This is a genomic window from bacterium, from assembly GCA_030654305.1.
Taxonomy (GTDB): domain Bacteria; phylum Krumholzibacteriota; class Krumholzibacteriia; order LZORAL124-64-63; family LZORAL124-64-63; genus PNOJ01.
This window is the reverse complement of the sequence record JAURXS010000121.1, coordinates 1-6,153: the sequence shown is the minus strand read 5'-3', so window position 1 is coordinate 6,153 and position 6,153 is coordinate 1. Positions and strand designations below refer to the sequence as shown.

The 6,153-nt window shown below is 71.6% G+C and carries 7 protein-coding genes; 6 read left to right on the top strand and 1 reads right to left on the bottom strand.

Translation table 11 applies throughout. The annotated features are described in order from the left end of the window. A partial coding sequence (locus Q7W29_03240) for a glucoamylase family protein (protein ID MDO9170825.1) occupies positions 1-990 on the bottom strand: 990 nt, incomplete at its 3' end. 431 nt (positions 991-1,421) lie between these two features. Between Q7W29_03240 and Q7W29_03235 the strand changes: the two genes are divergently transcribed. The 6 genes from Q7W29_03235 to Q7W29_03210 form a co-directional block, all read left to right on the top strand. Further along, positions 1,422-2,351: a substrate-binding domain-containing protein gene (locus tag Q7W29_03235; GenBank protein ID MDO9170824.1), complete on the top strand. Its 930-nt coding sequence runs from the start codon at positions 1,422-1,424 to the stop codon at positions 2,349-2,351. A 25-nt stretch (positions 2,352-2,376) separates the two neighbouring features. Beyond that, complete coding sequence (locus Q7W29_03230) at positions 2,377-4,206, top strand: tetratricopeptide repeat protein (protein MDO9170823.1); 1,830 nt, start codon at positions 2,377-2,379, stop codon at positions 4,204-4,206. A gap of 55 nt (positions 4,207-4,261) precedes the next feature. Next, positions 4,262-4,978 carry a MotA/TolQ/ExbB proton channel family protein gene (locus Q7W29_03225; GenBank protein ID MDO9170822.1) on the top strand — a complete coding sequence of 239 codons (717 nt, stop codon included), beginning with the start codon at positions 4,262-4,264 and terminating at the stop codon, positions 4,976-4,978. A gap of 3 nt (positions 4,979-4,981) precedes the next feature. Continuing rightward, complete coding sequence (locus Q7W29_03220) at positions 4,982-5,416, top strand: biopolymer transporter ExbD (protein MDO9170821.1); 435 nt, start codon at positions 4,982-4,984, stop codon at positions 5,414-5,416. Positions 5,417-5,426: 10 nt separating this feature from the next. Then, complete coding sequence (locus tag Q7W29_03215; protein MDO9170820.1) at positions 5,427-5,930, top strand: biopolymer transporter ExbD; 504 nt, start codon at positions 5,427-5,429, stop codon at positions 5,928-5,930. After that, positions 5,927-6,153: hypothetical protein (locus Q7W29_03210; GenBank protein ID MDO9170819.1), on the top strand; the 227-nt coding region annotated here is incomplete at its 3' end. The genes Q7W29_03215 and Q7W29_03210, both read left to right, overlap by 4 nt.

Genomic DNA, 6,153 nt, shown 5'->3' with positions numbered 1-6,153 from the left:
GTACCAGCCGCGGCCCGGCACCACGCGGCCGTGCTGGACGCGCTCCCGCAGGTCGAAGGTGGGGTTCAGCGCGTCACGGAAGCCGTAAGGCCCGAACAGCAGGTCGCCGTGGTCGGCGCGCATCGCCAGCAGCGTCGGCAGGACGAGTTCCGGCGCGAAGGGCAGCGAGGCGGCCGCGGCCGCCGGGCAGATCGTGCCGTCGTCGTTCGTGCCGGTGAACGAAGCCCCCCGCGCCCAGTAGGTTTCGAAGCTCCGCGCACGGCCCTCGATGACGTACTGACCGTGGACCGGCCCGTCGCAGGCGGTCAGGCCCCAGAGGCGCTCGCCGTAACCGCGCCAGCCGCCGGGGTTGGCCAGCGCGTAGGCATGCTGGGCCAGCGTCGCCCGGCGCGAGTTCTCGAAGTAGTCGGTGCCGCGTTCCCGCATGTACGCGTCGCTGATCCCGCGCAGGTCGATCCAGCAGTGGGTGTACTGGTGGCCGAAGAGCGGGCCGAAGCCCAGGTGTTCCTGGCCCTGGAACTCGCCCCAGACGTAGCCGGCGGTCCAAGCGGACCAGGCTTCGGGAGCGACCGGGTGCGTCGGCGAGCCGATGGCCAGCACGTAGAGGATCATGCCCTCGCTGTAGCCGCGCCAGTCGTAGGGCAGGTGTCCGCCCTCGGGCGTCCAGCCGTGGCCGATGGTCGGCGGCCGGATCTGGGCCCACTGCCAGTCGACACGGGCGTAGAGGGAGTCGGCCAAGGCCCGGATCTGCGCCTCGTCCGGGTCCGCGCGGTCGAAGTAGGACTGGCAGCAGAGGGCGCCGGCCATCAGCAGGGCGGTGTCCACGGTGGACAGTTCGACGTCGGCGAAGCGGGTGCCGGTCTCGGGATCCAGGAAGTGGTAGAAGAAACCGCGATAGCCGGCGGCTCCGGACTCCGAGGTGTCCTGGGGGGCGGTCCACAGGAAGCGCAGGGTGGTCCGGGCCCGGGAAGCGGCGGCGGCGCGGGTCACGTAACCGCGCTCGGCTCCGATGGGGTAAGCCGTTAAGGCAAAGCCGGTTGCGGCTGAACTCGCGAAGGAGGGCGTCGGGGCGCGGTCGGGGGCCAGTCCGGTTTGGGGGTTGCACAGGTCCCAGAAATAATGGAAAGTCCGTTCTTGCAGGGTGTCCATGAAAGCGGTTTCATGGGCCGAGCCAAAAGAAGACGCGTCCTCGATCCCAACCCGGGCTCCCGTCGTCCCGGCACGGTGCTGGCAACCGGCGACGAGCCCGCCGAGCAGGATGAAGCCCGCGGCCAGCAGGGCGGCGCGAGGTTCGTGGCGCAACGCGTTCATGATCCAACTCCTGGCCCTGAGGATCGGTGCGGGGGCCGTCGGCCCGCTGACGCGGGTCGCCCCGAGACTACAGGCCGTCGAGGGACGAGCGCAACCGAAAACGAGGCTCGATGGCGTCCCGCCGCAGAACCTGGCTCCTGGTCCGGCTGGCGGTCTACGTCGCGGTCATCGCGACCCTCGCCCTGGTCAAGGGCGGCGTTGGTTGGCGCCGGATCGTCGGCGCGCTGAAGACCGACCACGCCCACCCCACGCTGGTGATCGCGGGCCGCGACCTCGCGCCGGAGCTGGTGGACGTCCTGGTCGGGAAGTACCGACTGGACTACCCTGACCTTGAACTGACCGTCCGCGGCGGCGGCACCAACCAGGCCCTTCAGGACCTGATCAACGGCCGGGCCGACGTGGCCTTCCTGTACAGGAAGCCCGACGCCGACGAGATGCGGCTGTTCCGGGCCGCCGACGGCGACACGGCGATCGTGGTGCCGGTGGCCATGGGCGGGATCGTCCTGCTGTCGCCCCAGTCCGGCGACACGGCCGCGATCTCCCTGCCGGATCTGGACGCGATGCTGGCGGGCGGCCCCTCCACGCTGACGTCGCCGCTGTATGTTCCGGACCCCAACGACGGCCTCTGGCAGTCGTTCCGGGGCGAGGCGCAACCCCCGGCGTCGTCGCGCGTCGTGTTGCTCGCCGATGCAGGCGCCGTCCTGGCCGCCGCCCGCGAAGGCGGCGGCGCGATGGGCCTGGCCTCGACGCTGACCCTGCCGGCCGACCTCGCCGCCGCGGGCGTGCGTGCGGCGTCGCTGGTCGTGGACGGGGAACCCGCGCCCGTGGCCCCGACGCCCGGGAATCTCGCCGCGGGGCGCTACCCGCTGCGGCACCGGCTGTACGCGGCCTGCCGGGCGACGGGCGGCATCGAGGCCGGCAAGTTCCTGACCCACCTCGCCGGCGGCCGCGCGCAGCGCCAGGTCGAGCGGGCGGGATACTTGCCCGACAGTCGCGTGTTGAGGGACATCGTGCTGACCCGTCATCCGGTCGGCGACTGAGTTCCCGCGTCCAAGGAGTAGCGACGTGTTCCGATCCCGGCTCCTGCACCGACTGCTGCCGATCGCGACCCTGCTGCTGGCCGTGGCTTGGACCAACCTCGCCGCCGCCGAACGCTCCCCCTACACCATGGACACCGACCCGCTGCGCAAGGGTTTGAAGTCGCTCGAGGCGGGCCGCCTCCAGGAGGCGCGCGGCCACTTCGAAGAGGCCATCGCCCACGGCCACCAGGTGCCGCGGGCCCTGTTCGGCCTGGGCCGGATCGCCGACCTGGAGGGGCGCTACTCCGAGGCGGAAACCGACTACCGCCGCGCGCTCGAGTCCGGCGGCGACCAGGCCGAGGTCCGCGCCCGCCTGGGCCTGGTCCTGCTGCGCGCCGGCCGCGACCGCGAGGCCGCCGCGGAGTTCGACGCCGCGCTCGTCGCCGAGCCCAAGCTGTGGGAGGCTCATTACGGCCGCGCGCGCCTGCTCCTGGCGCAGCAGCTGTGGGACGAGGCGGATAAGGAGCTGGCGCGCGGCAAGGGCCGCCAGGGCGTGGGCGAGGGCGAGGACCTGTACCACCACGGCCTCGCGCTGCTGCAGTCGGGACGGGGCGACCTGCCCGCGGCAGAGCTGTCGGCGCTGCGGGCGCTGCACCTGAATCCCGGCGACCCGCAGTACGGCGCCCTGGTCGGCGAGATCTACGAGCGCGGCGGTTCGCCGGCCCTGGCCATCGACGCCTTCGAGCAGGCGCTGAACTCGCCGGGCATGACGCCCACGGCGCCGATGTTGAGCGGCCTCGGCGGCCTCTACCGCAAGGTCGGGCGCTACGACGAGGCGCGCGACAGCTACCTGCGCGCGGTGGCGATCGACTCCACGTACACGCCCGCGCTGCGCGACCTCGCCGACCTGCTGCGCGCGGCCAAGCGCTACGAGCAGGCCGCCCGCACCTACCTGCGCTGCGCGATGCTCGATCCGGGCGACGTCGAGGCGCACCTGGGCGTGGCCGCCTGCTGCCTGGAGCTGCGCAACTACGCCCAGGCCGCCGCGAGCGCCGCCGCCGCCCTCGCGCTGGCCCCCGAACGCCCGGATGCGAAGTTCCTCTACGTGCGCGCCGCCCTGCGCGGCGACGACGAGGCGCGCGCCGCCGCGGCCGCCATGATGGCGGAGATGGCGACCCGGCCCTCCGCCTTCGCCTGGGCGGTCGACGACTACACGGCGCTCGCCGACTGGCTGGCGGGACAGAAGCGCTTCGACGACGCCGCGGCCGCCCTCGCGCGCGCCGCCGCCCTGGATCCGACGGACGCGAACGTGCCCTTCCAGACCGGCATCGTGGCCCTGCGCCGGGGCGACGCCGCCGCGGCCGCCGACCACTTCCGCGCGGCGATCGCCCTGAACCCCGACTCGCCGGCCTTCCACCTGAACCTCGGCATCGCCCTGTACCAGTCGTCGCTCTTCGACGAGGCGATCCCCTCGTTCCGCCGCGCGCTCGAGCTGAATCCCGATTTGACCGTGGGCCGCCTGCTGCTGGCCCAGACCCTCGCCTCGCGCGACGACGTCGCCGGAGCCGAGGCCGAGTACCGCCGCGTCCTGGCGGCCGAACCGCAGAACGCCAAGGCGCAGCGCGGCCTCGGCTTCTGCCTGCTGCGCCGCGCCGACTACGCGGGCGCCGCCGCGGCCTACCGCGCCGCGACGGAGGCGGACCCCGACAACGCCGACGGCTGGGCCGGGCTCGGCAGCTCCGAGCTGGGCCGCGAACGCCTCGACGCCGCCGAGGCCGCCTTCGGCCGCGCGCGCCGTCTCGATCCCGACAACGCCATGCTCAAGAAGGGGGCCGCGATCCTGGACCAGGCCCGCAACCAGGCATCGGGAAGATGACCGCCCCGCGCGGTCGCCCCCGCCGCCGTCCAACCCGGAAAGGAAGTCCCACGCGATGAAGAACTATGTCCTGGCCATCGTGTTCGCCCTGTCGCTGCTGGTGTCCTGGCTCATCTGGAACAGCACGCCCCCCTACATCAAGCAGGGCGGCCCGCTGCTCGTGCTGGGCCTGACCTTCTTCTTCCTGGCCCTGACCTTCGCCGTCGAGCGCTTCATCGTGCTGGGCCGGGCCGGCGGCCGGGGCAACGTGGCGTCGTTCGTGCGCGCGGTGAAGGAGTCGATCCACGCCGGCAAGCACGCCGAAGCCGTCGCCGCCTGCAAGCAGCAGGGCGGCTGCCTGGCCAACGTCATCGGCGCCGGCCTGGAGAGCTACCGCGACCGCAAGCCCCGCGCCGCCTCGAAGAAGGAACTGATCGACGAGACGCGCCGCGCCCTGGCCGAGGCCGGCTCGCTGGAGAGCCCGAACCTCGAGCAGAACCTGACGGCCCTGTCGACCATCGCCTCGATCGCCACGCTGCTGGGCCTGCTGGGCACCACCATCGGCATGATCCGCTCGTTCCAGGCCATGTCCCACGCCGGCGCGCCCGACGCCACGCAGCTGGCCCTGGGCATCTCCGAGGCCCTGGTCAACACGGCGCTGGGCCTGATCACGGCCATCCTGGCGACGGTGCTCTACAACTACTTCACGACGAAGGTCGACCGCTTCAACACGATGGTCGAGGAGACGTCCTACGAGGTGCTCCAGCTGCTGGAAAACGCGAAGGAGTCCTGAGCCATGGCCCGCCGCACGCGTGTCCGCATCGACATGACGCCCATGGTGGACGTGGCGTTCCTGCTGCTGATCTTCTTCATGTCCACCACCCAGTTCAAGCCGCCGGAGCAGGTGGCCGTGCAGCTGCCATACTCCACCTCCGAGATCCACATCCCGGAGACCAACACGATCATCCTGACGGTCAACCGCGAGGGCCGGATCTACATCTCGAGCGAGCGGGGCGTCGACGCCCAGGAGCTGATGCCGACGGAGGCCCTGAAGGCCATCGTCGACTGGCGCAGCCGCAACCCGTCGGCCGTGGTCGTGCTCAAGGGCGACAAGGACGCCTCCTTCGGCGCCGTGGCCGACCTGATGGACTCCCTGGCCGAAGCCAAGACGCTGCGCTTCAACCTGATGACCGACCTCAAGAAGCGGACGCCGGCCGTGCCGGCGTCCTAGAGGAGCACCGATGGCAGAAGTCGCCGTCGCCGAGAGCGGCAAGCAGAAACCGCAGGTCGCCAACAGCCTGTTCCGCCCGAAGAAACGGCGGTCGGTGATCCGCATCGACATGACGCCGATGGTGGACGTGGCCTTCCTGCTGCTGATCTTCTTCATGGTCACCACGGTGTTCCGCCGCCCGCTGGCCATGGAGGTGAACATGCCCGAACCGGGCGCCAAGGTCGAGGTGCCCGAGTCCAACGTGATGACCGTCTTCGTCGACAAGGACGAGTCGCTGTACTTCAAGATGGGGACGGGCGCCCTGTCGAAGGCGACCTGGGAGGAGCTGGCCGCGGACTTCCGCAGCTTCGGCGCCGCCAACCCCGAGCTGATCGTCCTGGTCAAGATCCACCGCGACGCCCGCTACGAGCCGATGGTGGACATGATGGACACCCTCGAGGACGCCAACATGCAGCGCTTCAGCCTCGTGCCGATGCAGGAGGGCGAGGACGCCGTGCTGGAGGGAGTGCGATGAGCCGCAAGGAAACTGCGCCGGGCGCCGCTCCCCACATCCCGACCGCCCACATACCTTGGGCCTTCCGCCTCGACGACGCGCCGCGCCTGCCGCTGACCGGCGAGGACCACCCGCTGCGGCGCGAGCTGGGCCGGTGGCTGAGCTGGGCCAACGGCATCACGCTGCTGCTGGGCGCGCTGGTGTTCGCGGGCTGGTGGCTGTGGAGCCACCGCACGGTCCCCGA